The sequence below is a fragment of the Pseudomonas sp. B414 genome, from assembly GCF_055408445.1.
The window spans coordinates 1-26259 of record NZ_JBUZTQ010000048.1 but is presented as its reverse complement, the minus strand read 5'-3'; the positions used below and the strand labels follow the sequence as shown (position 1 = coordinate 26259).

19 protein-coding genes are annotated in these 26259 nt (G+C 58.9%); 14 read left to right on the top strand and 5 right to left on the bottom strand.

Features of this window, described 5'->3' with window-relative positions; all coding sequences use genetic code 11:
* Positions 1-60 precede the first annotated feature (60 nt).
* The 4 genes from ACZRMH_RS23995 to ACZRMH_RS23980 are packed head-to-tail and all read left to right on the top strand — an operon-like array spanning position 61 to position 9042.
* Positions 61-1368 (top strand): MdtA/MuxA family multidrug efflux RND transporter periplasmic adaptor subunit, encoded by a 1308-nt coding sequence (locus tag ACZRMH_RS23995; protein ID WP_464015590.1) that lies wholly within the window; start codon positions 61-63, stop codon positions 1366-1368.
* A complete protein-coding gene (locus ACZRMH_RS23990) occupies positions 1365-4466 on the top strand; it encodes an MdtB/MuxB family multidrug efflux RND transporter permease subunit (RefSeq protein WP_464015589.1) in 3102 nt (1033 codons plus the stop codon). The genes ACZRMH_RS23995 and ACZRMH_RS23990 overlap by 4 nt, the downstream gene beginning before the upstream one ends.
* On the top strand, positions 4463-7570 hold the full coding sequence (locus ACZRMH_RS23985) for an efflux RND transporter permease subunit (RefSeq protein ID WP_464015588.1): 3108 nt from the start codon (positions 4463-4465) through the stop codon (positions 7568-7570). The genes ACZRMH_RS23990 and ACZRMH_RS23985 overlap by 4 nt, the downstream gene beginning before the upstream one ends.
* A complete protein-coding gene (locus ACZRMH_RS23980; protein WP_464015587.1) occupies positions 7567-9042 on the top strand; it encodes an efflux transporter outer membrane subunit in 1476 nt (491 codons plus the stop codon). The genes ACZRMH_RS23985 and ACZRMH_RS23980 overlap by 4 nt, the downstream gene beginning before the upstream one ends.
* Before the next feature lie 181 nt (positions 9043-9223).
* Here the strand turns inward: ACZRMH_RS23980 and ACZRMH_RS23975 are convergent, their stop codons facing one another.
* The 4 genes from ACZRMH_RS23975 to ACZRMH_RS23960 all read right to left on the bottom strand — a co-directional run bounded on the left by ACZRMH_RS23975 (position 9224) and on the right by ACZRMH_RS23960 (position 12800).
* Complete coding sequence (locus ACZRMH_RS23975; RefSeq protein ID WP_464015586.1) at positions 9224-10300, bottom strand: GGDEF domain-containing protein; 1077 nt, start codon at positions 10298-10300, stop codon at positions 9224-9226.
* A 126-nt stretch (positions 10301-10426) separates the two neighbouring features.
* A complete protein-coding gene (locus ACZRMH_RS23970) occupies positions 10427-11143 on the bottom strand; it encodes an HPP family protein (RefSeq protein WP_464015585.1) in 717 nt (238 codons plus the stop codon).
* Positions 11144-11317: 174 nt separating this feature from the next.
* Entirely contained in the window at positions 11318-11575 is a 258-nt protein-coding gene (locus ACZRMH_RS23965) for a hypothetical protein (RefSeq protein ID WP_464015584.1), read from the bottom strand.
* 364 nt (positions 11576-11939) lie between these two features.
* Positions 11940-12800 carry a helix-turn-helix transcriptional regulator gene (locus tag ACZRMH_RS23960; protein WP_464015583.1) on the bottom strand — a complete coding sequence of 287 codons (861 nt, stop codon included), beginning with the start codon at positions 12798-12800 and terminating at the stop codon, positions 11940-11942.
* Between the two features lie 126 nt (positions 12801-12926).
* Here ACZRMH_RS23960 and ACZRMH_RS23955 point away from each other — a divergent pair, with 126 nt between their 5' ends.
* From ACZRMH_RS23955 to ACZRMH_RS23935, 5 genes are all read left to right on the top strand, one after another.
* The gene (locus tag ACZRMH_RS23955; protein WP_464015582.1) at positions 12927-14138 is read left to right on the top strand and encodes an MFS transporter; all 1212 of its coding nucleotides are present in this window, start codon (positions 12927-12929) and stop codon (positions 14136-14138) included.
* Entirely contained in the window at positions 14113-14643 is a 531-nt protein-coding gene (locus tag ACZRMH_RS23950; protein WP_464015581.1) for a hypothetical protein, read from the top strand. Before ACZRMH_RS23955 ends, ACZRMH_RS23950 begins: the two co-directional genes overlap by 26 nt.
* A gap of 305 nt (positions 14644-14948) precedes the next feature.
* Positions 14949-15353: a TraR/DksA family transcriptional regulator gene (locus tag ACZRMH_RS23945; RefSeq protein WP_016780464.1), complete on the top strand. Its 405-nt coding sequence runs from the start codon at positions 14949-14951 to the stop codon at positions 15351-15353.
* Positions 15354-15551: 198 nt separating this feature from the next.
* Positions 15552-16886, top strand: a complete 1335-nt coding sequence (locus tag ACZRMH_RS23940; RefSeq protein ID WP_464015580.1) for a phospholipase effector Tle1 domain-containing protein — start codon at positions 15552-15554, stop codon at positions 16884-16886.
* Between the two features lie 121 nt (positions 16887-17007).
* A complete protein-coding gene (locus tag ACZRMH_RS23935; RefSeq protein ID WP_464015579.1) occupies positions 17008-17226 on the top strand; it encodes a hypothetical protein in 219 nt (72 codons plus the stop codon).
* 14 nt (positions 17227-17240) lie between these two features.
* Here the strand turns inward: ACZRMH_RS23935 and ACZRMH_RS23930 are convergent, their stop codons facing one another.
* On the bottom strand, positions 17241-17474 hold the full coding sequence (locus ACZRMH_RS23930) for a hypothetical protein (protein WP_095028290.1): 234 nt from the start codon (positions 17472-17474) through the stop codon (positions 17241-17243).
* Between the two features lie 375 nt (positions 17475-17849).
* Between ACZRMH_RS23930 and ACZRMH_RS23925 the strand changes: the two genes are divergently transcribed.
* The 5 genes from ACZRMH_RS23925 to ACZRMH_RS23905 all read left to right on the top strand — a co-directional run bounded on the left by ACZRMH_RS23925 (position 17850) and on the right by ACZRMH_RS23905 (position 24853).
* Positions 17850-18320 carry a hypothetical protein gene (locus ACZRMH_RS23925; protein WP_464015578.1) on the top strand — a complete coding sequence of 157 codons (471 nt, stop codon included), beginning with the start codon at positions 17850-17852 and terminating at the stop codon, positions 18318-18320.
* Positions 18321-18664: 344 nt separating this feature from the next.
* Positions 18665-21049, top strand: coding sequence for an efflux RND transporter permease subunit (locus ACZRMH_RS23920; RefSeq protein WP_464015597.1), 2385 nt, complete (start codon positions 18665-18667; stop codon positions 21047-21049).
* A gap of 99 nt (positions 21050-21148) precedes the next feature.
* The gene (locus tag ACZRMH_RS23915) at positions 21149-22531 is read left to right on the top strand and encodes a DUF1329 domain-containing protein (protein WP_464015577.1); all 1383 of its coding nucleotides are present in this window, start codon (positions 21149-21151) and stop codon (positions 22529-22531) included.
* 90 nt (positions 22532-22621) lie between these two features.
* Positions 22622-24235 (top strand): DUF1302 domain-containing protein, encoded by a 1614-nt coding sequence (locus ACZRMH_RS23910; RefSeq protein WP_464015576.1) that lies wholly within the window; start codon positions 22622-22624, stop codon positions 24233-24235.
* Between the two features lie 159 nt (positions 24236-24394).
* Entirely contained in the window at positions 24395-24853 is a 459-nt protein-coding gene (locus ACZRMH_RS23905) for an REP-associated tyrosine transposase (RefSeq protein ID WP_464015575.1), read from the top strand.
* Positions 24854-26259 lie beyond the last annotated feature (1406 nt).

Genomic DNA, 26259 nt, shown 5'->3' with positions numbered 1-26259 from the left:
CTTTTCATAACGGTCTGCACTGCTTATCGTTCGACTTCCTGAAAATTATTGCTCGCGCTAATGGTTGATCACTCCATGCAATCCTCTGTTTCCCACAAATCCCGTTTCTGGCTGTTTGGCCTGCTGGTCTTGCTGATCGTCCTTGGCCTGTGCTGGTGGTTATGGCCGTCGACCTCGAAAAAGGCCGTGGCCGAGCAGCCTGCCGGGCACGCCGGTCGTTCCGGGATGATGCGCCCGGGCTTTGGCGGCTCGACCCAGCCAGTGCCGGTTCGGGTGTCGGAAGTGACCCAAGGTGATTTCCCGGTGTACTTCAAGGCGCTGGGCACTGTGACTGCGCTTAACACCATCAATGTGCGCAGCCGTGTGGCGGGGGAGTTGGTCAAGGTCTACTTCAAGGAAGGGCAGATGGTCAAAGCCGGCGAACTGCTGGCTGAAATCGACCCGCGCAGCTACCAGAATGCGTTGCTGCAAGCTGAAGGCACATTGCTGCAGAATCAGGCCCAACTGAAAAACGCCCAGGTCGATGTTCAGCGTTACCGCGGCCTGTACGCCGAAGACAGTATCGCCAAACAGACCCTCGACACTGCCGAAGCACTGGTCAGCCAATATCTGGGCACGGTCAAGACCAATCAGGCGGCGGTCAACGATGCCAAGCTGAACCTGGATTTCACCAAAATCCGCGCCCCGATCAGCGGCCGTGTGGGCTTGCGCCAACTGGACGTCGGTAACCTGGTGGCAGCCAACGACACCACCGCTCTGGTGGTGATCACCCAGACCGAGCCGATCGTGGTCAGCTTCACCTTGCCCGAGACCAACCTGGCCCTGGTGCTGGAGCGCTATCGCAGTGGCGCGAAAATGCCGGTGCAGGCCTGGAACCGTGGCGACACCAAAGAGCTGGCAGTCGGCGTGTTGAGCAGCATCGACAATCAGATCGATATCACCACCGGCACTCTGAAATTCAAGGCGCTGTTCGAGAACCGCGATCAGGCGCTGTTCCCCAACCAGTTCGTCAATGTACGCCTGTTGGCCGACACCCTGAAAAACGTGGTGCTGGCCCCGACTGCAGCGATCCAGTACGGCACCAATGGCTCGTTCGTGTATGCCATGGACGGTGACAACAAGGTCAAGATTCGCAGCATCAAAGTGGGCGCCACCGATGGCGACCTGACCGTGATTGAAGAAGGCCTGGTAGCGGGTGATCGTGTGGTGCTCGAAGGCACCGACCGTCTGCGTGACGGTGGTGCGGTGGAAGTGGTCAATGACAGTGCCCAGGTGCCGGAAACCGCTGCCGGGCAACTGCTCGATGGCGGCGCTGATGCCGATACTGCCCCAGCCGCTGACACCGCCAAGACCAAGGCCCGCGAATGAATCTGTCGCGGCTGTTTATCCTGCGCCCGGTCGCAACCACGCTGTGCATGCTGGCCATTGTGTTGTCCGGGATCATCGCCTATCGCTTGCTGCCGGTATCGGCCCTGCCCCAGGTTGACTACCCGACCATCCGTGTCATGACGCTGTACCCCGGAGCCAGCCCGGATGTCATGACCAGCGCCGTGACTGCGCCACTTGAGCGTCAGTTCGGGCAAATGCCGGGCCTGACGCAAATGGCCTCGACCAGTTCCGGTGGCGCCTCGGTGCTGACCCTGCGCTTTAACCTCGATATCAATATGGATGTCGCCGAGCAACAGGTGCAGGCTGCGATCAACGCTGCCAGCAACCTGCTGCCCAAGGATTTGCCGGCACCGCCGGTGTACAACAAGGTCAACCCGGCCGATACCCCGGTGCTGACCCTGGCCATCAGCTCGAAAACCATGCAGTTGCCCAAGCTCAATGATCTGGTCGATACGCGCATGGCGCAAAAGATCGCCCAGATCAGCGGCGTCGGCATGGTCAGCATTGCCGGCGGTCAACGCCAGGCAGTACGGATCAAGGTCAACCCTGAAGCCTTGGCCGCCAATGGTCTGAACCTGGCCGATGTGCGCACCCTGATCGGCGCGTCCAACGTCAACCAGCCCAAGGGCAACTTCGACGGCCCGACCCGGGTGTCGATGCTGGACGCCAACGACCAGCTGAAAACCCCCGAGGAATACGCCGAGCTGATCCTCGCCTACAACAACGGCGCGCCATTGCGACTCAAGGACGTGGCCGAGATTGTCGACGGTGCCGAGAACGAACGTCTCGCTGCCTGGGCCAACGAAAACCAGGCGGTGCTGCTCAATATCCAGCGCCAGCCCGGGGCCAATGTGATTGAGGTGGTAGACCGGATCAAGGCGCTGCTGCCGAGCATCACCGACAACCTGCCTGCGGGTATCGATGTCACGGTCCTGACTGATCGCACGCAAACCATCCGCGCCTCGGTGCGTGATGTGCAGCACGAATTGCTGATCGCCATTGCCCTGGTGGTGATGGTGACGTTCCTGTTTCTGCGCCGGGCCAGTGCCACCATCATTCCGTCGATTGCCGTGCCGCTGTCATTGGTGGGCACCTTTGGCGTGATGTACCTGGCGGGTTTCTCGATCAACAACCTGACCTTGATGGCCCTGACCATTGCCACCGGTTTTGTGGTGGATGACGCCATCGTCATGCTGGAGAACATCTCGCGCTATATCGAGGAAGGCGACAGCCCGATGCAGGCGGCGCTCAAGGGCGCGAAACAGATCGGCTTTACCCTGATCTCGCTGACCCTGTCGTTGATTGCGGTATTGATCCCGCTGCTGTTTATGGCCGATGTAGTGGGACGCCTGTTCCGTGAATTTGCCATCACCCTGGCAGTGGCGATCCTGATTTCCCTGGTGGTCTCGCTGACCCTCACGCCGATGATGTGCGCGCGCCTGCTCAAGGCCGAACCCAAGCCCGAAGAGCAGGGGCGTTTCTACCGCGCCAGTGGTGCGTTTATTGACTGGATGATCGCCGAGTACGGGCGCATGTTGCAGTGGGTGCTCAAGCATCAGCCGCTGACCCTGCTGGTGGCCATTGGCACGCTTGGGTTGACCGTGTTCCTGTATATGGTGGTGCCCAAGGGCTTCTTCCCGGTACAGGATACCGGGGTGATCCAGGGCATTTCCGAAGCGCCGCAGTCGATTTCCTTCAGCGCCATGAGCCTGCGTCAGCAGGAGCTGGGCAAGATCATCCTGCAAGACCCGGATGTTGAAAGCCTGTCCTCCTATATTGGTGTGGATGGCGACAACCCGACGCTTAACAGCGGGCGCATGCTGATCAACCTCAAGCCTCACAGTGAGCGCAGCGACAGTGCCACTGAGGTGATTGCACGGCTGCAACCGCAACTGGACAAACTGGCGGGCATTCGCCTGTTTATGCAGCCGGTGCAGGACCTGACCATCGAAGACCGTGTCAGCCGTACCCAGTACCAGTTCAGCCTGTCTTCACCGGATGCCGAAATGCTCAGCACCTGGAGCCAGAAACTGGTCACCGCGCTGTCCAATCAACCGGAACTGGCCGATGTTGCCAGCGACCTGCAAGACAAAGGCCTGCAGGTGTATCTGGTAATCGACCGTGATGCAGCCTCGCGCCTTGGCGTGTCGGTGGCCAATATCACCGATGCGTTGTACGACGCCTTTGGCCAGCGGCAGATCTCTACCATCTACACCCAGGCCAGCCAGTACCGCGTGGTCTTGCAGGCCAAGGACGGCGAAAAAATCGGCCCGCAGGCCCTCGACCAGATCCATGTAAAAACCACCGATGGCGGCCAGGTACGGCTGTCGAGTCTGGCGCGGATCGAAGAGCGTCAGGCACAACTGGCCATTTCCCATATCGGCCAGTTTCCTTCGGTAATGGTCTCGTTCAACCTGGCCCCCGGCGTTGCGCTGGGGCAAGCGGTGGAGCTGATCGATCAGGTGCAGAAAGACATCGGCATGCCGGTGGGGGTCAAGACCGAATTCCAGGGCGCCGCGCAGGCGTTCCAGGCGTCGCTGTCGAGCACCTTGCTGCTGATTCTGGCGGCAGTGGTGACCATGTATATCGTGCTCGGTGTGCTCTATGAGAGCTATATCCACCCGATCACCATCCTCTCGACCCTGCCGTCAGCGGCGGTCGGCGCCTTGCTGGCGCTGATCCTCAGCGGTAACGACCTGGGCATGATCGCGATTATCGGCATCATCCTGCTGATCGGTATCGTCAAAAAGAACGCCATCATGATGATCGACTTTGCCCTCGACGCCGAGCGCAATCAGGGCATGGCGCCCGAGCAGGCGATCTACCAGGCGGCGCTGTTACGTTTCCGGCCGATCCTGATGACCACCCTGGCGGCGCTGTTCGGTGCCGTGCCCTTGATGCTGGCCACCGGCTCCGGTGCCGAATTGCGTCAGCCACTGGGTCTGGTGATGGTCGGTGGCTTGCTGGTGAGCCAGGTATTGACCCTGTTTACCACACCGGTGATTTACCTGTACTTCGATCGTTTGGGTCGCCGCTGGCGCGGTGATCCTGCCCAGGCTGAGCAGGCGTCGGTATGAATCTGTCTGGCCCGTTTATCCGTCGCCCGGTAGCCACCATGCTGCTGAGCCTGGCCATCATGCTGCTGGGCGGAGTGAGCTTTGGTTTGCTGCCGGTGTCGCCGCTGCCGCAAATGGACTTTCCGGTGATTGTGGTGTCGGCCAACTTGCCCGGGGCCAGCCCCGAGGTGATGGCCTCCACCGTGGCCACGCCGCTGGAGCGGGCCTTCGGTGCGATTGCCGGGGTCAACACCATGAGCAGCAATTCCAGCCAGGGCTCGACCCGGGTGATCTTGCAGTTCGATCAGGACCGCGATATCAACGGTGCGGCGCGGGAAGTGCAGGCGGCGATCAATGCTTCGCGCAACCTGCTGCCCAGCGGCATGAAAAGCATGCCCACCTACAAAAAGATCAATCCCTCGCAAGCGCCGATCATGGTGCTGTCGCTGACCTCCGAGGTGTTGTCCAAGGGCCAGCTCTATGACCTGGCCTCGACCATCCTCTCGCAAAGCCTGTCCCAGGTGCCGGGAGTGGGTGAAGTACAGATTGGCGGTAGTTCGCTGCCCGCGGTACGTATCGAGCTGGAGCCGCAGCTGCTCAACCAGTACGGCGTATCGCTGGATGACGTGCGCAACACCATCGCCAATGCCAACGTACGTCGGCCCAAGGGCGCGGTGTCTGACGGTGAGCGCAATTGGCAGATCCAGGCCAACGACCAGTTGGAAAAGGCCAAGGACTACGAGCCGCTGATCATCCGTTACCAGGATGGTGCGGCCCTGCGCCTGAGTCATGTGGCCAAGGTCAAGGACAGCGTTGAGGACCGCTACAACAGTGGTTTTTTCAATAACGATGCGGCGGTGCTGCTGGTGGTCAACCGCCAGGCCGGGGCCAATATCATTGAAACCGTAAATGCCATCAAGGCCCAGTTGCCGGCCCTGCAAGCGGTGTTGCCAGCCAGTGTGCAATTGAACGTGGCGATGGACCGTTCGCCGGTGATCAAGGCCACCTTGCACGAAGCCGAAATGACCCTGCTGATTGCCGTGGCGTTGGTGATCCTGGTGGTGTTCCTGTTTCTTGGCAATTTTCGCGCTTCGCTGATCCCGACGCTGGCGGTACCGGTTTCATTGGTGGGTACCTTTGCGATCATGTACCTGTACGGATTTTCGCTGAACAACCTGTCGCTGATGGCGCTGATATTGGTCACCGGGCTGGTGGTCGACGATGCCATCGTGGTGCTGGAGAACATCTCGCGGCATATCGACGCCGGTATCGCACCGATCAAAGCCGCCTATCTGGGAGCCAAGGAAGTCGGTTTTACCCTGCTCTCGATGAACGTGTCGCTGGTGGCGGTGTTCCTCTCTATCCTGTTTATGGGCGGGATTGTCGAAAGCCTGTTCCGCGAGTTTTCCATCACCCTGGCGGCCTCGATCGTGGTGTCGCTGGTGGTGTCCCTGACCCTCACCCCGATGCTCTGCGCGCGCTGGCTCAAACCCCATGTGCCGGGCACGGAAAACGCCATGCAGCGCTGGAGCATCCGCCTTAACGAGCGCATGGTCAGGGGCTATGCCCGCAGCCTGGACTGGGTGCTGCGGCACAAGCGCCTGACTCTGTTCAGCCTGCTGCTGACCATTGGCGTCAACGTTGCGTTGTATGTGGTGGTGCCCAAGACCTTTATGCCGCAACAGGACACCGGGCAATTGATCGGTTTTGTCCGTGGTGACGATGGCCTGTCGTTCAGCGTGATGCAGCCGAAGATGGAAATCTTCCGCAAGGCAGTGCTGGCCGACCCGGCGGTCGAGAGCGTGGCCGGTTTTATCGGTGGTAACGGCGGCACCAACAACGCCTTTATGATTGTGCGCCTCAAGCCGATTTCCGAGCGCAATATTTCTGCGCAAAAGGTCATCGAACGCCTGCGCGAAAACATGCCCAAAGTGCCAGGTGGCCGTCTGATGCTGATGGCCGACCAGGATTTGCAGTTTGGTGGCGGGCGAGATCAGACCAGCTCGCAATACTCCTACATCCTGCAAAGTGGCGATCTCGGTGAACTGCGCACCTGGTATCCGAAAGTGGTGGCCGCGCTCAAGGCGTTGCCGGAACTGACGGCCATCGATGCCCGTGAAGGGCGTGGCGCGCAACAGGTGACGCTGGTGGTAGACCGCGACCAGGCGAAACGCCTGGGGGTGGATATGGACATGGTTACCGCCGTGCTCAACAACGCCTATAGCCAGCGGCAGATTTCCACCATTTACGACAGCCTGAACCAGTATCAGGTGGTGATGGAGGTCAACCCCAAATACGCCCAGGACCCCGAAACCCTGAATCAGGTGCAGGTCATTACTGCCGATGGCCAGCGCATTCCGTTGTCGGCCATTGCCCACTACGAAAACAGTCTGCAGAACGACCGTGTATCCCACGAGGGTCAGTTCGCCTCGGAGAGCATTGCCTTCGATATGGCCCCGGGTGTTTCGCTGGAGCAGGGCACGGCGGCCATTGAGCGGGCCATCGCCAAACTCGGTTTGCCCGAAGAAGTGATTGTGAAAATGGCCGGTACCGGTGATGCCTTTGCCGCCACGCAAAAAAGCCAGCCATTTATGATTCTGGGGGCGCTGGTGGCGGTGTATCTGGTATTGGGGATTCTCTATGAGAGCTACATCCACCCGCTGACCATTCTCTCGACCTTGCCATCGGCCGGGGTGGGTGCATTGCTGAGCATCTACCTGACGGGGGGCGAGTTCAGCCTGATCTCGCTGCTCGGGTTGTTCCTGCTGATTGGTGTAGTGAAGAAAAACGCCATTTTGATGATCGATCTGGCGCTGCAACTGGAACGTCATTCGGGCATGGACCCGCAAGAGTCGATCCGCAGCGCGTGCCTGCAGCGTTTAAGGCCGATCCTGATGACCACTCTGGCAGCCATCCTCGGCGCCTTGCCTCTGATGCTGAGCACGGCAGAGGGCGCGGAAATGCGCCAGCCGCTGGGCCTGACCATTATCGGCGGGCTGATCTTCAGCCAGATCCTGACCCTTTACACCACTCCGGTGGTTTACCTCTATCTCGACCGTTTGCGCCATCGCTTCAACAAGTGGCGCGGCGTGCGTACTGATGCTGCTCTGGAAACTCCGCTATGACCTCTCGTTTGCTTACCCTTGCACCGGCGTTGTCCTCCCGCCGCTGGCCCCTGGCTCGGTTGAGTCTGGTGCTGTCCGCTGTGTTGCTCAGTGCCTGTGCGATTGGCCCGGACTACCAGCGCCCGCAAACATCGGCGCCCCTTGAGTACAAAGAGGCGGCTGGCTGGACCCAGGCCAACCCGAGCGACTCCCTGGCTCGGGGTGCCTGGTGGGAGCTGTATGGTGACCAGCAGCTCAACGGGTTGGTGGAAAAGCTCAACAGCTCCAACCAGACCATTGCGCAGTCCGAAGCCCAGTTCCGTCAGGCCCAGGCGTTGGTGCGTAATGCGCGGGCGGCGTTTTTGCCCAGTGCTGACCTGAGCGTGGGCAAAACCCGCTCCAGCCAGGGCACCGGCAGCTCCAACTCAAGCTTGACCAGCTCCAGCAGCGGCATCCGTGACACCTTGAATGCCCAGGTGGGGGTGAGTTGGGAAGCCGATGTGTGGGGCAAGTTGCGTCGTGGCCTGGAAGCCAACGAGGCGAGCGCCGAAGCCAGCCTGGCCGACCTTGCCGCGATGCGTTTGAGCCAGCAGTCGGAACTGGTGCAGAACTACCTGCAACTGCGGGTTATCGATGAGCAGAAGCGCTTGCTCGAAGCCACGGTGGAGGCTTATCAGCGCTCGTTGAAAATGAGTGAAAACCAGTATCGCGCGGGGATCTCCGGCAAGGATGCGGTGGCCCAGGCGCAAACCCAGTTGCGCAATACCCAGGCCAGTCTGATCGATTTGATCTGGCAGCGGGCGCAGTTTGAAAACGCCATTGCGGTGCTGACCGGACAGGCTCCGTCGGGGTTCAATCTGGCTGAGATCAAGGATGTGCCGAAGTTGCCGCAAGTCCCGGTCAGCCTGCCGTCGCAACTGCTGGAGCGGCGCCCGGATATTGCCTCGGCGGAGCGTTCGGTGATTGCCGCCAACGCCAATATTGGCGTGGCCAAGGCGGCTTATTACCCGGATTTCAGTCTGAGCCTGTCGGGCGGATACAGCAGCAGCCAGTACCAGGACTGGATCAGCGTACCGAACCGTTTCTGGTCAGTGGGGCCGAAAATCTCCCTGCCGCTGTTCGATGGTGGTCAGCGCTCGGCCGAAGTCGACCGCAACGAAGCCCTGTATGACCAGACTGTGGCCAAGTATCGCCAGACCGTGCTCGACGGTTTGCGTGAAGTGGAAAACTACATGGTGCAGTTGAAGGTATTGGGTGATGAATCGGTGGTTCAGGAGCAGGCGCTGGAGTCGGCCCGCGAGTCATTGCGCCTGACGACCAACCAGTACAAGGCCGGGCTGATTGCCTATCTCGATGTGGTGTCGGTGCAAACCACTGCGCTGAGTACCGAGCGCAGTGTGCTCAACTTGCTGCAAAGCCGGTTGATTGCCAGCGTGCAATTGATTGCGGCGCTGGGTGGCGGGTGGGATGGCAAGACTGAGTTGAACGACTGACCAAGAGCCCCTCACCCCAACCCTCTCCCGGAGGGAGAGGGGGCCCGATCGGGGGATATTGCAGAATCTCTGCAGTCTGGCGGTATTGAGTTGAATCCTGCATCAACTCGGTCAGTTTCCTCTCCCTCCGGGAGAGGGCTAGGGTGAGGGGCTTTTGATCTAAACCATCCCTCGCGCCCTTTCACAAATAAAACGTAAACCTGTCCTTGCCCCCATGCTTGGACTCATACAGCGCCTTGTCGGCATGGGCCAGGGCCTGGTTCAGGGTGTCCTCATCGCCCACCCGGGCCAGGCCAATGCTCACGGTCACCGGATGCTCATCAGGGTCTTCACGCACCCGGCGGCACAGGCTGCCCATCAGCGCCTCGACGTCACTGCGCCGCACCCCGGCCAGGTACACGGCAAACTCCTCGCCACCCAAGCGCGCAAACTCATGCCCGGCCATTACCGCCTTGATGCTGGCGGCAGTGCGCTTAAGCACTTCATCACCAATATCATGGCCGTAGCGGTCGTTGACCTTCTTGAAGTTGTCGATGTCGATCATCGCCAGGTAGTGGTCACGCTCGCGCGGCCTGGCCGCCAATATCAGACCCGCATGGAGCATAAAGGAGCGCCGGTTGGGGATCTCGGTCAGGGCATCGACATACGCTTGAACCGCCAGCCGCTTGGACATGATGTAGTTGTGCAACTTGATCCGGCGCAACTTGAAAAAACTGTAGATCGTCAGGCTGCACAAAAAGGTGAAGTAGCACAGGATCAGCAGGCCGCGCAGGTCCATGATCGAGGCTTGAGTCATCAGAAAAGGATTAAGCAGCAGGCAGGTGATGGCAACAACACCCAGAAATGCCCAGCGACTCAGCGGCAAGACCGAGGCGCTGTAAAGGATGCTCGAACTGGCCAGTGCCAGCCAGATGGGCTGTGTTTCTGCGGGCAGGCCAAAGATCACCAGGCGCAGGCCCAGGGTTATGAATGCGACAAAAATCAGGTTAAGTACGTCGAAATGCCGGTAATTGCGCACAAAGCCCAGAACAATGGTGAGCACCGCCATCACGCTGATAAACAATAGCGACAGGGCGGTAAACCCCTGGTCGCCCTTGAAGCTGACAATCAGGTTGAACAGCAACCAGATGCCAATACTGGTGATGTAGGTCAGGCGGCAAAAATTACGCAGTTTCTCGAAATCATGTTGCGCGAATTCAGCTTGCAAGGCAGGTGGCGCTGCTTGTTTGGATATCTCTGATTCAATGGTTTTGAGCATTGCGCGCCTTGCAGACTGTCGGATGACGGACACTGGGCAAGCAAGTAGTTAAACATCTCCCGCCCGGGTTACACAGGTAACCCTAGCAGGAGTTGGGCGCTTATCGAAACGCCCCCGGCGTGCGGCTCAGCCAGTACGGGTGAACACTTCGCCGATGCTGCGACGGCGCGCATGTTGTTCACTGGCACGGATCAGTTCTTCCAGGTCTTCAGGAGTCACGTCGATAAATGCGTCCATTTGCTGCAATGCGTTGTGCAAGTCTTCGGCGGTGATGCCCGGATCGGCAGGGGCCTGCCCGGTGACCACGGTCGGGTTCGGCTCGGCGGCTTTTTTCGGATAACGCACCCGGGTCAGGTTGTTATAGGCCAGCGCCGCAAGCAGCATGCACACCGCGCTGAGCATTACCGGTGCGAGCATGCCCCAGCCCAGGCTGGCGCTGTCCGGGTCGGCCAGTACCACCAGCAGCGCCAGCGCACCGGCAGGCGGGTGCAGGCAGCGCAGCAGGCACATACACAGCAGGGCGACGCCCACGGCCAGGCAGGCGCTGTCCAGGCTGCGACCGAAGCAGTACACCACCCCCAGCGACACCACAGTGGCGCACAGGTAACCGCCGACAATCGACCAGGGCTGCGCCAGTGCTCCTGAGGACACGGCAAACAGCAAAATGGCCGAGGCCCCCAATGGGCCAATCAGGTGCATGGCCACCGGCAGGCCGAAAAACAGGCTGCAGATCCACACACTGAACAGCGTGCCAAATGATACGCCAATGGCGGCGCGGCTCCATTCGGTGGGACGGGTGTTCGTAGCCGCAGGCAAAAGGCGGCTGATCCAGCGGGTTTGCATGGTCAGGTATATCCGGTGTTGGGCAACGGGCAGGTAAAAAAAAGGCCTGGCGGGTTTACCGGCAAGCCCTTGAAAATGTCCCTTCATTTGGGGGAGGAACCTGCGCAGTCTGCACCTTGATGAAGCAATCAGCAAATGCATAATAATGCTGGTTAACTGCATTTTTAATGCAGTTTAAAGCTTGCAGTTGATGGTCTGTTCGTCAGCCAACTTACCCAATACCCGGTCATAGACCTCGTCGTTCAACAGCCGCCGCTGTATATAGCTGCGTGCTTCGGGGCTACTGGCCAGCGGGCCCTTCAATGCGATCAGTGCATCGCGCAGCTTCATCAGTTTGCCCAGCTGCAGTGCACAGGTAGCGCCTGGCGGCTGGATACAGGGCGTTGGCTGCGGGCTGGTGCCGGCATTGGCAATCAAGGTATTACTCATCACGTTGCGCTCCATATTTGAAGGGTATGGATGGATGCATAGGGGCGTGTTGCCAACGCCGGGTATGCCGATACAAGCGGTGACACATCGCTCATTTACTCGGCTCAGGATCCAGGATTTGCGGCAGTGATTGTAAAGTGCCAAAACAGCTAGGTACTGTCAGTTAATGCGCAGCGGCAGATAAGATTTACGGATAAAATCGTAGGACAGTTCAATATGGATAGTGAGTAATTTGAGTCAGTAAATTCACGCAAAAACTTGGATATAAGCGCGCTCTTTCTGTTGTAAATTCTGACTCAAACTATCTCGGCGTTTAAAAATTGCAATAGTTTAAACATCAACCGTCTACGCACACCTCAGGCTGCGTTCAGTCCGCGTCAACCTGCTGTCGGAGCGGGGCTGCGAGCCATTGTTCAAAGCTGACGTGAGCGGGGTCGTTCAGGCAGGGGGCGTAATACACCAGATGCAAGTGCCTGTCGGCATCAATCGTCAAGGTGGTGTGTTCAAACGAGATATTTCCAAACCCGGGAATATCCAGATGCCTGATGCCTTGGCAGGGGCCGTGAATATCTTGCCGGTTCCACCAGTGTTTGAACTCGGAACTGACTTTCTCAAGATCGCGCACCAGTTCGGCAACATCGCTTTGTGCTGAAACCTGGGCAAAGTCCCTGCGAAAACTGCTGAGCATTTGGATCGCTTGTTGCTCCCAGGTGCACAGCAGTGAACGCATTCTCTCATCAGTAAACAGCATCCACAGCAGGTTGCGCCGGGGGGCGGGGGTGTTTGCGAACGGGAAGATTTTGTCAGCGGCCGGGTTCCAGGCAAGGACATCCCAGCGCAGATTCAGCACATAGGCCGGGCGCAATGGCATGTCTGCCATCAAGCGATGGATGACCTTTGGTACCACGCACCATGTTTGTGCCTGTTCTGCCGGGGCACGCTGGTAGGTAAGCAGGTAAAGGTGCCGGCGCTCCATGGCGTCAAGTTTCAGCACGCGGCACAGGCTGTCGAGGAAGGCAGGGGAAACCCCGATATCGCGGCCTTGCTCAAGCCAGGTGTACCAGGTGAGGCCGACGCCCGCCAGGGCGGCTACCTCCTCGCGCCGCAGCCCTGGCGTTCGCCTGCGCCCGCCACTGGGTAAACCGGCCTGCTCGGGTGAAATGCGCTCACGACGGCTGCGCAAAAATGCAGCCAGCTCGTTTCGGCTGCGTTCGAGTGTCCTTGCCATTACCCGGTTGCTCTTTGTAATAGTATAAATGGAGATATTGTAACAATTACTGGCCTGCTAAAGAATCCGCCGCGCCAAGGGCAGTGCAATTGATGCACCGCCCTGATTTGGCTTAGGGAGATTTTGATGCAAAGGACAACACCCCTGGCGGTTTACTGGATTGCCCTTGGCGCTTTTGCATTGGGCATGGCGTCCTTTGTCACGGCCGGGCTGGTACCGATGATTGAGCAGGCCTTTAACGTGCCGGTGGCCGTGGCGGCGCAACTGGTTACGGTGTTTGCTTTGGCCTATGGCATCGGCTCGCCGGTATGCGTAGCGCTCCTGCCGGCGCAGCGCCAAAGGCTCGGGCTGTTGTCTGCCCTGGCGACCTTCGTGTTGGCCAATGTGGCCAGTGCTGTCGTTGACGATTTTACCGCCCTGCTGGTGTGTCGGGCATTGGCCGGGCTGGGGGCGGGGGTTTATCTGGCAACCGCAATCACGGCCTGTGCCGCGGTCTGCGCGCCTGACCGGCGTGGCCGGGGGATTGCCATGATCATGACTGCAATGGCCAGCGGCACCGTGCTGGGTGTGCCTTTGAGTTTGCTGCTTGCCGAGCAGTCAGGCTGGCAGGCCGCTCTGTGGCTGATTGCCTTGCTGGGTGCTGGCGCATGGTTGGGGCTGCTGATCAACCTGGCGCCATTGCCTGCTGCGCCGCAGTTGGTTGTGGGCAGCAAGCGCCTGCTGCTGAAGAACCGGCAGGTGCTGAGTATCCTGCTGGTCTCGCTATTGGCAGCGGTGTCCAGCCTGGGGATGTACACCTTTATTGCCCCGCTTATGACTGACCCCGTGTTCGGTGGCGTCGATAGCGTGACCCCTTATCTTTGGGTATGGGGCCTTGGTGGGGTGGCTGGCAGTTTTCTGGTTGCCCCGCTGGTTGAGCGCATCGAGGGGCCTGTGCTGACATTGGGCATCATGCTGGTGCTGTCAGTTGCATTATTGGCGCTGCCAGTGGCTGCGGCGCTATCGCCCTGGCTGGCGATGATTGCCATTGCCCTGTGGGGTTGCGTAGGCTGGGCCCTGCAGGTTCCGCAAAACAATGAGCTGATCTCGGCGCGCGAGCGCAACGGTGATGGCAATCTGGCTGTTGCCTTGAACGAATCCGCGCTTTACCTGGGCAGCGCATTGGGCGCCGGCGCCGGTGGTTTTCTATTACTGTTGCACCTGCCCAATTGGACGCTGGCGATCGCGGCCGGCGCAGTGGCGTTGCTTGGCGCCCTGGTGCAGCTTGCCAGTGTGCGCACCCATAAACTCCGACTTTCAGGATCTATCGACAATGCCGACCACTGCCCGCTCGATTGAGCACTACATTCTTGCCAAGGATGGCAACCGGCCAGACCTGTTGCGTCAATCCTTCACGGTCGATGCAAACCTTGAAATGGTTGTGCGCTCAGGGGTGATTTCGTTTCCCCCGCATGTCCGCGGTCGGGCGGGTATCGCGGATGTGTTGGTGCGCCGCTTTGGCCAGACCTATGAAAACGTTTATACCTTCTGCCTCGGCGATCCCCCCGGGGCGGGGAGTGGTACACATTACTGCAAATGGCTGGTGGGTATGTCAGTCAAGGAAACAGGTGAGTTGCGTATCGGCTGCGGTGACTATCGCTGGCGCTTTGCCGCGCAGTCCGGGCTGGCAGAACATCTGTGTATCACCATCGAACAGATGCAGGCTTGCCCGGCGCAGGAACTGGAGCCGGTCATGGACTGGCTGCAGGCTCTGCCGTATCCGTGGTGCCAGCCCGCTGAGATGATTGAAGGCGCGCCGCCTGTCAGCAGCCTGGCAGCCATCCTCGACTACCTTGACCGCTAAGCCCTGGTCTTGCGACAGGCTTTTGCCCCGTGGAGTGTGCATTTTCAGCCGGAACATTGAATTTCTTGCTATAAACGCACTCCATTAGCCCCTGTTAAACACGTTTTTCGTCACTTTCCAGGTTTTGCTGGACAAATAGCTGTCATTTCAGTTGCTGAGTCGATAACTCGGCCTTAGACTGCCGCCCCTCGTAAATTGAGTGCCGGGTGGCGCTTGAAATAGATGGCACCTAACTGGTTGGGATGAAGATCGGTCAGGACGCTCCCTAATTCGCCTTAATGCACGTATTTTTTATAGAGAAATCAATGACAAAGGATAAGTTGCTGGCCATGCCGGCGGATGACTACATGAATGCCGAGCAACATGCTTTTTTCAGCGAGCTGTTGCAGAACATGAAGGTCGAAACCCACGAGCGTATCGAGCAGAACCGTATCGCGATCGAGAGCCTGGACACTCCGGCCGACCCGGCGGACGCCGCTTCGGTAGAAGAAGAGCGCACCTGGCTGGTGAACGCCATCGACCGCGACCAGCGCATGCTGCCTCAACTGGAGCAGGCTCTGGAACGCATCAAGGACGACAGCTTCGGCTGGTGTGATGACAGTGGCGATGCAATCGGCCTCAAGCGCCTGCTGATCAGCCCGACCACCAAGTACTGCATCGAAGCTCAAGAGCGTCACGAGCAAATCGACAAGCATCAGCGTCAAGCCTAAGCGCCTGACCTTGCCGGAGCCGCGTCCTGCGGTTCCGGCAGCTTGCCGGGCTGTGCAGTTATTCGTACTGCGGCCATACAGCCAGTGGTAAACCCCGCTAATATTTAATCAAGACGTTGAGCTGAGTGTTGCGGTTGTGTCCCCTTATATTTGGCCCGGCGTTTTTACGCGTAGCTGAATCAATAGAGGGTCAGCGTCATGAGTCACTCAAGCAATACGGGGCACGTATTGCGTGTCGGTATTTTTTTCGATGGCACGGCCAATAACCAGTTCAATAGCCAGTTGGGGCAGGAGCGTCAGGCGCAAGGCTTGAAGGTCGACCCCGACAGCAGTTATGCCGGCGTCCCGACCAATATCGCCCGGCTGCACCGGCATTACCCCGTACAGACCACCTTCAGCCACGGCCAGGCCGTGACCTCGCTCTATATTGGCGGCATCGGTACCTCCACAGGTGCGCACGATACCGCGTTCCCGGGCCTGAGCTATGGTCGCGGGGGCACCGGGGTGCTGGGCAAGGCCGATGAGGCGCAACTGAAGCTGAGTCAGTGCCTGGGGCAATTTTTAAAAATGCTGCCCCCTCACTCCTTGAGCCGTTTGCAGCTGGACCTGTTCGGGTTCAGTCGCGGTGCGGCCGCGGCCCGGCATTTTGTCAATCTGATACGTGCCACTCCCTATCAGCAACAGCACGCTCTGGCGCCGGACTTCAAGTGCAATATCGAGTTTGTCGGCCTGTTCGATACGGTTGCGGCAATGGGCGGTCTACAGGATCTGGGGGATGTGGGGGATGACATTAATCCGGGGCTCAACCTGTACCTGGCGCCTGATTGCGCGCAACAGGTGGTGCAACTGTGCGCACGGGACGAGTACCGGCGCAATTTTGCCCTGACCCGTATTGCCCCCCAATGGCCGCTGGATATTGCCTTGCCTGGCGCACATGCCGACCTGGGCGGCGGTTACCCGCTGGACATGCAGGAACAGGTGCAACTGAGCCGTTGGCAGACCAATCTCGTCAGCCCGTCCACACCCATCAGGCTGACCCAGGCCTGGAAGCTGACCCAGGCGCAACTGTTGGCCTGGCAAGCCGAGGACCTGATCGACCCGCAAGCAGCGGACGATTTTGTGCAGGTGCGCACCGAGGAGCATAAGGCTGGCAACCGCCAGGAGCCGATGAAGCGGGTCCAGGCCGGCGTATTTATGCAGCGGCGCATACGCGGTCATCTGTCAAAGGTGTACTTGCGCATCATGCATGCCCTGGCCAGTGAGCACGGGGTACCGTTTGCCGCTCTGGGCGATGAGCAAGACACCTTGCCAGCCGAACTGCGGCCAATCGCAGCAAGATTGCAGGAGCAACTGGGCAAAAATGCCATAAAGCTGACCCCTGGCCAGGAACGCTTGCTGCGCCAGCGCTATATCCATCATTCGGCCAACTTCAATGCCAATGTGGGGGAGGGGCTTGGGGTGCTGGACAAGGCGTTTTTCAATATCCCGCAAGAGGGCGGGCGCTCGGTGTTCGATCAGAAACCACCGGCTTGAGGCAGGCATTGTTACCGCTGATGCAATGCAGCTATGCAGGGCATAGCTTTTTCCACTGACCTTAACTCTTTAAGATGGCCGACATCGTTAGGTGACTAACTAAATAGGTGGAGTAGCCATCATGTCCAATCGGGTTGATGTTGCCGTAATGATCGGCAGTGGTGTGCCAACGGGTTTGCGCGCCCTGGGGCAGAAGGTCTGCTGGGTTGTCCTGGTCAACGGTGAGCAGCGCGGTACGGCGTTCTCCAGCCGCCTGGAAGCTGAAGAGTGTCGCGCTGCCTGGTTGGCGCAGCTAAGCGCCAACGCTTGCGCAATGCAGGTTCGGGCTCAGCGTGCTTGATGGGGGGGTGAGTTTCAAGAAGCGTTCAGGGCGCCTGCGTCCACGGCGAGCTTCAATTCCTGTGCTGAACCCTTGGCGGCAATCTCAGCCTGTTCCGCGGTCTTGAACCAGCGGTCTTTCTCGACCTGATGGTAAGTCACGGTTTTCAACGGTGGCTTGGCCCGCATTACAATCACGGCCTGAAACTCGCCGTCGACTTCTTTGGACTCGCCGCGGATAAAAAATTCGCCAATATCAAATTCCGTCACGTGTCGCTTTCCCTTCGAGGTAATGAAGCCGGACAACCCGGCGGCATGGGCCAGGCTGATTTTTCGGCCAGTATGGCAGTTGTTGGCCGCCAGCGGCGCAGATAACGACGAAAGCCCTGTTGCAGCGGGCTCCAATGACAAAAAAATCGTGCAATACATGACAGAGTAGTGGATGTGTATACCCAACTTTGGGTATGAGCCGGTAGAATGGTGCTCCGGTTGTATTTTTTAGTCTTGATGCCACATGCCACTCCTGACTCAAGCAGTCAGGAGATTTTGTTGTACCCGGTTTTTAAAATAAGTGGGCCGTGGCCTTTTTTCTGCTGCCTGTCATTTGTTCTGGCAGCTCCACTTCAAATTTTCGAGGGTTTATCGTTGGCAGTCAGCAATCTGGAAATGCATGCGTTGTTTGTTCTGGGGGATTTGCGGGCACGTTTGGTCAAACTGTTCCAGTCCCGTTTTGTGTACATGACGGAGCAGAACGCAGAAGGTATTTACATCGCTGAAATCGATACCGAAGCAGCGTTGGTGGTAGATGACAAGCCAGGTCTTGGGCTCAAGGTGGGCGACTACTTTCGCGCTGCAGTCTTGCCCAGCCGTGAAGGTGGCAAGCTCGAAATAAAATTCCGCGATATCAAAATGACTATCTACGGCATTGGTGATTACGCCTATGTCAGTTCCCCGCTGGGTGAAGGCATCGTATTCAAGGAAGGCCAGACCGTGATGCTGATCTTCGCCGCCCATGACCAGCTCCTGGAAGGCCTGACCAAGACCCTCAAGGCGGTCACCGCCAAAGCGGCCAAATGGCCCAAGGGCGAGCTGACGTTCAAGGCCAGCAAAGAGTGAGCCCCTCTGTAGCCGTTGACGAGTAGAACGAGGCTACGTTCGGCTGCGCAGCAGCCGTAAACCCGGTAAACGCGGTCTATCTGAAATGCCCGGGTTGAGTGGTTTTACGACTGCTGCGCAGCCTCGTTCCTGCGGCAACTGCTACGAGACTTGTTCACGACCTGCCCTGCGCACTCCCTCAAACAGCCTAAGCCTTATGGACGATGTTCCAGGTTCGGGGCCGTTTGATTATCGCAATCACTTCTAACAAGTGTGCGAGGGAATGCCGGCATGGGCGCTATGGTCTTTTCATCTGCTGTGTATGTGGGTGGCTGCTAATGGCCAGCGCCCTCAAGCTCACGCCCATGCAGCGCTTTGTAAACAGCTGCGCCGAGCAGTTGATGGCCCGGCGCAAAGTCCTGCTCGGCTTTTTCCTGCTGGTGACCCTGGCCCTTGGCTACAGCGCCACCCAGGTTCGCCTGGACCCCGGTTTCAATAAACAGATCCCGGTGCGTCATGCCTACATGCTTAACTTTCTCGACTTCAGCCGTATCTTCACCGGTGCTAATCGCCTGCTGGTCAGCGTGCACTGGAAGGGCGAGGGGGATATCTACAACCCCGAGTTCCTGCAGACCCTGCAACAGGTCACCGATGATGTGTTCTATATCTCCGGGGTCAGCCGCCCCAGCGTGACTTCGCTGTTTACCCCTAACGTGCGCTATATCGAAATCACCGAAGACGGTTATGTCGGTGACCTGGTGGTGCCACCGCAATACGCTGGCACTGCACAAGACTTGCAGCAGGTACGCAGCAATGCCGCCCGCTCCGGGCAGATCGGCCGGCTGTTGGCCAATGACCTGAAGTCCGCCATGGTGCGCGCCGACTTGCAGGACATCGATCCCAAGACCGGGCAACCGGTGAGCTATGTGCAAATCGCCCAGCGCCTGGAAGATATCCGCAGCAAATACGCCAGCGCCGATATCGAAATCAATATCGTCGGTTTTGCCAAGCTGGTGGGCGATGTGGTGGAAGGGCTGAATACGGTGATGGGCTTTTTCGCCATCGCCTTCCTGATTACCGGTGCGCTGCTGTGGCTTTATTCGCGTTCGCTGCGCCTGACTCTGGTGGCGCTGTTGGTCGCCCTGCTGCCGGTGGTGTGGCTGCTCGGTCTGTTGCCGTTGCTGGGGCTGGGGATTGATCCAATGTCGATCCTGGTGCCATTTCTGATCTTCTCCATCGGCGTGTCCCACGCCGTGCAAATGACCAACGCCTGGAAGCAGGAAGTGCTGGCGGGCAGTGATTCAGTCACTGCGGCCAAGACCGCGTTCAGCAAGATCTTTATCCCCGGTGCCTTGGCCCTGCTGATGAACGCCCTGGGTTTCGGGGTGATCATGCTGATCGATATCCCCATCGTTCACGAACTGGGGGTTACGGCCTGTATCGGCGTGATGCTGATGATCATCACCAACAAAATCATGCTGCCGCTGATCATTGCTCACCTGCGCCTTGAGCCGCGCTTGCTGACGGCCCAGGCGCGGGTTGCCAGCAACCGTCACCCGCTGTGGTGGCGCCTGTCGGCGCTGGCCACGCCGGGGCCAGCACTGTGGGTGTTTGCCCTGAGCCTGTTGCTGCTGGCAGTGGGTGCAATCAAAGCGCGGGAGCTGGCCACTGGCGATATCGGTTCCGGGGCACCGGAATTGCGTGCCGAGTCGCGCTACAACCAGGACAACCAGAAAATCATCAGCAGTTACGCCATTGGCCTGGATGTGCTCTCGGTGTTCCTGACCATTGCCGATCGCAGCGAAGCCTGCCTGGACCCGACCGTTATGCGGGCGGTGGAAACTTTCGATTTCAAGATGCGCGAAGTGCCCGGTGTGCAGTCGGTACAAAGTGTGGCGGGCATGGGCAAGCAGGTGATTGCCGGTAACAACGAGGGCAACCCGCGCTGGGCGGCGATTCCCGGTTCTGCCCAGGGCTTGCAGCAGGGCGCTTATGCCTATTCACCGGACTCGGGGCTGGTAACCGATGGCTGCCAACAGATGCAGATCCTGGTGTTTTTGAGCGATCACGAAGGCGCCACTGTGGCCCATGTCCTGGCCGAGGCCAAACGCATCATCGCGGGGATTCAGGTGCCAGGGGTGGAGTTCAAGCTGGCCGGGGGCAATATCGGCGTCATGGCGGCGTCCAACGAAGCGGTCAAGCATGCCGAGGTGGTGATGCTGGCGGCGTTGTTCTTTTCGGTAGCGCTGTTCTGCCTGCTGACCTTCCGCTCAGTGCGTGCCGTGCTGTGCATCCTGGTGCCGCTGGCGATTGTTGCGGTGCTGTGCAATGCGCTGATGGCGTTGCTGGGCATTGGCCTCAAGGTGGCGACCTTGCCGGTGATGGCATTGGGTGTGGGCGTAGGGGTGGACTACGGGATCTACCTGTACGAGCGCATCGAGCATGAAATGGCCGAAGGGCAAAACCTGCGCGAAGCCTTCTACCGTGCTATGTGCCAGCGCGGTACGGCGGCGGTATTTACCGCTGTCACCATGTCCCTGGGGGTATGCACCTGGGTCTTTGCGCCGCTCAAGTTCCAGGCCGATATGGGCGTACTGCTGGCCTTTATGTTTCTGGTCAACGTATTGGGGGCGATCTTCCTGCTTCCTGCGCTGGCCGCCTGGTTCAACCTGGGCAAACCGCTGGTGAACAAACATCAGCCAGGCAATGAGCTAAAGGCATTCACGGTTGCTGAGGCTGCGAAGACCTAGGTGGGAGCGGGCTTGCTCGCGATGCGGGCAACTCGGTCCGACTTTTTACGCGGCGATGCTATCGCGAGCATTGGCATGACTAATAAAAAGGAGAACTCCATGCGACGTATCACACACATGGGCGGCTGGCTGTCAGTCGCTCTGGTTTTGCACGGTTATAGCGGCCTGACCCTGGCCCAGGCTCCCGCGGATCAGATCGCCCGGCTGGGCAAGGATCTGACCTGCGTAGGCGCGCAGAAGGAAGGCAATGCTGCCGGTACCATCCCGGCATTTTCCGGGCAATGGCTGGGCGCGCCGCCGGGGATGAAGTTCGAAGGTACGGGCAAGCACCCCATCGATCCGTACCCCAACGAAAAGCCGCTGTTCGTGATTACCGCGCAAAACCTGAGCCAGTACGACGGGCATCTATCCGAGGGGCAGAAAGCCCTGTTCAAGCTCTACCCGCAGAGCTTTCGCATGCCGGTTTACCCTTCACACCGCGACTTTCGTTTCTCCGATACGGTGTGCAAGGCCACCCTGGAAAACGCCGCGGTGGCCAAGCTGGTCGATGACGGCGAAGGCGTGGTGGCCCGTACCGGCGGGGTAGCCTTTCCGATCCCGCAAAACGGGATCGAACTGCTGAAAAATGCCTCGTTGTTTACCGTGCGCGCCTGGACCGAGGAGTACACCTCGGACAACGCCTATGTGCTTAAGGACGGCAATATCAACTGGGGCCGCGTGCACTCGCGCAACATGGCGCCGGGGCTGGAGCCGGGCAAGATTGGCGACACCACCGGCAACTCCTCGTTCTATCTCAACGAAACCCTGCTGCCGCAGCGCGACAAGGGCGAAATCAACACTGGCACCGAATACTGGAACGACAGGGCCGAGCCGCGCCAGAGCTGGCGCTACGACCCTGGCACCCGCCGCGTGCGCCAGTCCCCGGGGTACGGTTTTGACATGGCGTTTCCGGGCTCCGGTGGCTCCATTACCGTTGACGAAGTACGCATCTTCAACGGCTCGGCCCAGCGCTATAACTGGAATATCGTCGGTAAAAAAGAACTGTATATCCCCTACAACACCGCGCGCCTGCACGGTAACGATCTAAAGTACGCCAGCATGCTGACCCCGGGTCATATCAACCCCGACAACATGCGCTACGAACTGCACCGCGTATGGGTGCTTGAAGGCGTGCTCAAGCCCGGCAACCGTCACCTGTACGGCAAGCGCACGATGTATATCGACGAAGACAGCTGGTTCCCGATCATGGGCGACAACTACGACAACCGTGGCGAGCTGTGGCGCACTTCGATGGTCAACTACTTCTACGCCCCCGAAACCCAGACCTGGCAGGCCGGTGTCGGCCTGTACCACGACCTCAATGCCGGCAGCTACCTGGCCTTCAACCTGATCAATGAGCAACGCAACGGCTATGTGCTGAACAAAGGCGGTTTTGCTCCGGGCGACTTTGGCCCCGAAGCGGCCCGTCGCGCCGGCAAATAAGCCCCGACTCCACCTGCTGATCTGCCACAGGCTATGGCCTGTGCGCAGGCGGCTGGGTGGGGCAAAAACAACAATAAAAAGGAGCAAGGCATGTTCAAGCAATGCACAGGATTTATGGGAGCCGGCTTACTCACCGGGTTAAGCGGTCTGGCGCTGGCGGCGCCGACCATCGAACTGGGTGAAAACACCACCCTGGATTCATCGCTGACGGTCAACTACACGGCTTCGATGCGTACCGAAAAGCCGGATCACGAATACCTCAACAACATCAACTACGACGATGCCACGCGCAACTTCAAGCGCGGCTCGTTGATCAACAACCGGGTCAGCGTATTTGGCGAGTTGATGCTCAAACACGAAAACCTCGGTGCGGTGATGCGCGGCAGTCATTTCTATGATGAGGTTTATCATCAGCGCAATGACAACGACTCACCGGACACGGTGAACAAGACCGGGCGCTACAACGACTTCAGCCGTGACACGCGCAAACTCAGCGGCAGCAAGGCGCGGTTGCTGGATGCCTATGTGTATGGCGACTTCACCGTCAATGATGATCAGTACCTGTCGCTTAAGGCCGGGCGGCACCTGGTAGCCTGGGGCGAGAGCCTGTTCTGGCCCAATATCAGCCAGGGTCAGGCACCGGTGGACTCGACCAAATTCAACGTGCCCGGTACCGAAGCCAAGGATGCGTATTTGCCGGTCGGGCAGCTTTCGGGTTCCTGGTCGGTCAACGAGGATCTGGCCTTGCTCGGCTTCTACCAATACAAATGGGAAGAAACCCAGCTCAATCCGGTGGGCGACTACTTTGGCAGTGACACCTTTGGCCCCGGTGCGGAATTCTTTCGCCTTGCTCCAGGCATTGTCGACAATCTGCCCAACGCAGCTGCTGTTGGCTACGGTGGCTCGGTCAAACCGGGTGACAGTGGCGAGTGGGGCCTGGGTACCCGCTACCGGTTGACGCAAAACACCGAAATCGGCCTGTTCCATTACCGCTACCACGACCGTGTGCCGGCGCTGTTTTTCGACTTTACCGGGCAGACCCACTATTCCTCGCTGGGCAAGGCGGGTGGCAGCGGCAACGGCCCGAGCTACCAGCTGGGTTATTTTGACAATATCAAACTGACCGGCATGAGCTTCACCACCAAGGTCGGGGATTCTGTGCAGTTTGCCGGTGACCTGAGTTATCGCGATGGTGCGGCGGTGTACCTGAGCAATGGTGCGCCGGCCCGAGGTCAGGTGTGGCAGGGTAACTTGAACGCGGTATACATGATCGGCCCGACCTTTATGGCGCAACAGACCACCTTGATGACTGAAGTGGTGCACCAGCGCATTCAGGGCGTGGATGATCTGACCATTACCGGTGGCGGGACGGGCACGGATGGCACGTTCAACAAGTATGTGTATGACGGCCAGACCCGTGGTTCGAGCCTGTTGGGAATTGGTGCCTACTTCGATCATCCCAACGTGTTCAACGGCTGGGATTTGACCACCAAGGCCACCTGGACCCAGAACATCGATGGCAGCGCCTATTCGGGGCTGGGCCGTGCCGAGAAGCGTCTGACCCTGGGCGGCGATTTCAAGTACCTGGGCAACTTCCAGTTGGGGCTGACGTATGTGGCTTACTTGAGTTCGGCGGATATTGCCCAGGGGCGGACCATGGCGGACAGGGATTATCTGTCGTTTAACGGCAAGTACACGTTTTAGCCGATCGCTGGCAAGCCCCCCACCGGATTTGCACTGTCATTGTGGGGGCTGGCTTGCCAGCGATGTGTTGTGGTCATGACATATTCAGTCAACAGCCTTCCAGGCTTCTCCAACCGGCCATAACTAATCTTTGGGGCTATCTATTATGAGTCAGTCCTTATGGCCACAAATCCTGCCTCCAGCCGTTTAAGACGCGGTCGTTTTTCCCAGCCTGAGCGTATCTACCTTTTGACCGCCAATACCTTGAATCGAGTGCCGCTGTTTGCAGACTGGCGGATTGGTCGACTAGTGGTCCAGCAATTGCGTCGTGAGCAGGCCCAAGGCGCAGCCAAATCCCTTGCCTGGGTTGTGATGCCTGACCATTTTCATTGGTTGGTGGAACTGCAAAACGGATCGCTTCAAGACATTATGAGGCGCACAAAATCGCTGAGTGCCCGGGCCATTAACCGCGTGACGGGTAGAACGGGCAGGTGCTGGCAACAGGGTTTTCATGATCGTGCACTGCGTCGCGAAGAAGATCTGAAAAACCTGGCGCGTTATGTGATAGCCAACCCCTTGCGGGCTGGGCTGGCAGCGCGGGTGGGGGACTATCCTTTATGGGATGCGATTTGGCTCTGAGGCTCAGTCGCCCCAATCGCTGGCGAGCCGGCTCCCACAGGATTTGCACTGTCAGTGTGGAAGCTGGCTTGCCAGCGATGGTTCTGGATACAAATATCCCAGGTTTGCCCGAGCCTTGTGGGAGCTGGCTTGCCAGCGATGCAGGCGCCTGTGGTCTGTCAGGCGAACCGAAGTGATGCCATCGCGAGCAGGCTCGCTCCCACATAATGAGCCCGGCAAGGTCCTGATTTTGTGAGCAGCGCAAAACCTGCGGGAGTCGCCCCAATCGCTGGCAAGCCAGCTCCCACAGGATTTGCACTGTCAGTGTGGAAGCTGGTTGGTCAGCGATGGTTCTGGATACAAATATCCCAGGTTTGCCCGAGCCTTGTGGGAGCTGGCTTGCCAGCGATGCAGGCGCCTGTGGTCTGTCAGGCGAACCGAAGTGATGCCATCGCGAGCAGGCTCGCTCCCACATAATGAGCCCGGCAAGGTCCTGATTATGTGAGCAGCGCAAAACCTGCGGGAGTCGCCCCAATCGCTGGCAAGCCAGCACCCACAGGATTTGCACTGTCAGTGTGGAAGCTGGTTGGTCAGCGATGGTTCTGGATACAAATATCCCAGGTTTGCCCGAGCCTTGTGGGAGCTGGCTTGCCAGCGATGCAGGCGCCTGTGGTCTGTCAGGCTAACCGAAGTGATGCCATCGCGAGCAGGCTCGCTCCCACATAATGAGCCCGGCAAGGTCCTGATTTTGTGAGCAGCGCAAAACCTGTGGGAGTCGCCCCAATCGCTGGCAAGCCAGCACCCACAGGATTTGCACTGTCAGTGTGGAAGCTGGTTGGCCAGCGATGGTTCTGGATACAAATATCCCAGGTTTGCCCGAGCCTTGTGGGAGCTGGCTTGCCAGCGATGCTGGCGCCTGTGGTCTGTCAGGCGAACCGAAGTGATGCCATCGCGAGCAGGCTCGCTCCCACATAATGAGCCCGGCAAGGTCCTGATTTTGTGAGCAGCGCAAAACCTGCGGGAGTCGCCCCAATCGCTGGCAAGCCAGCACCCACAGGATTTGCACTGTCAGTGTGGAAGCTGGTTGGTCAGCGATGGTTCTGGATACAAATATCCCAGGTTTGCCCGAGCCTTGTGGGAGCTGGCTTGCCAGCGATCCAGGCGCTGTGGTCTGTCAGGCGAACCGAAGTGATGCCATCGCGAGCAGGCTCGCTCCCACATAATGAGCCCGGCAAGCAAAACCTGTGGGAGTCGCCCCAATCGCTGGCAAGCCAGCTCCCACAGGATTTGCACTGTCAGTGTGGAAGCTGGTTGGCCAGCGATGGTTTTGGATACAAATATCCCAGGTTTGCCCGAGCCTTGTGGGAGCTGGCTTGCCAGCGATCCAGGCGCTGTGGTCTGTCAGGCGAACCGAAGTGATGCCATCG